Genomic DNA, 822 nt, shown 5'->3' on the forward strand with positions numbered 1-822 from the left:
CGCGCGGCATCCGACGGCGCGGCCTGGGCGGACGCCGGTTCCGGGTAGCCCGGCCGCAGCGGCGCCACGTCGCCGAGGCCGAAGCCGCCGTCCGCGCGCAGCACCGCACCGGTCGTCCGGGCGGCCGAACCGCTGAGCAGATGGCCGAGGACGGCCGCGACCTCACGCGGGTCGCCGACCCGTCCGGCCGGTATCCGGCTGATCCAGCCGCGCCGGTGCTCGGGGCCCGCCGCGTCACCCATCGGCGTCTCGATGATGCCGGGGGCCACGCAGTTGGCGCGGATGCCGTGGCGGGCCAGCGAGACCGCGAGGCACCGGATGTACTGCGCCATCGCCGCCTTGCTCGCCCCGTAGTACTCCAGCCCCGCGACCGGGCTGAGCGTGGAGCTGACCGAGGAGACCCCGACCACCGCGCCGGCCGTCCCCTCGTCCCGCCAGCGGGCCGTCAGGTACTCGGTGACCGCGACGAAGCCGTGCAGGTTCACGGCGAAGGTCCGGGCGGCGGAGGCGGGGTCGCCGCCGACCGCGCTGAAGCCCAGGTGCCCGGCCGCGTACAGCAGTGAGGTGACGCCGTCGGCCGTCCGCCAGGCGCGCTCGCCGAGCGATGCGGCGTCCTCGGCGTCGGAGAGGTCGCAGCGCAGCGCCCACGCCCGGCGGCCGCGGTCCTCGACGCCGGCGGCGACCTCCTCCAGCGCTGAGGTCCGGCGCGCCGCCAGCACCACGTCCGCGCCGCGCCCCGCCAGATGGAGGGCGGCGGCCCGGCCGATACCGCTGCTGGCCCCCGCCACCAGGACCGTACGTCCCAGGAGGTCCTGGCCGGTG

The 822-nt window shown here is 77.7% G+C and carries 1 protein-coding gene; it reads right to left on the bottom strand.

From position 1 onward, the window contains the following. A partial coding sequence (locus G3I53_RS18000) for an SDR family oxidoreductase (RefSeq protein WP_164438558.1) occupies positions 1–822 on the bottom strand: 822 nt, incomplete at both ends.

Source organism: Streptomyces sp. SID14436, from assembly GCF_010548465.1.
GTDB lineage: Bacteria > Actinomycetota > Actinomycetes > Streptomycetales > Streptomycetaceae > Streptomyces.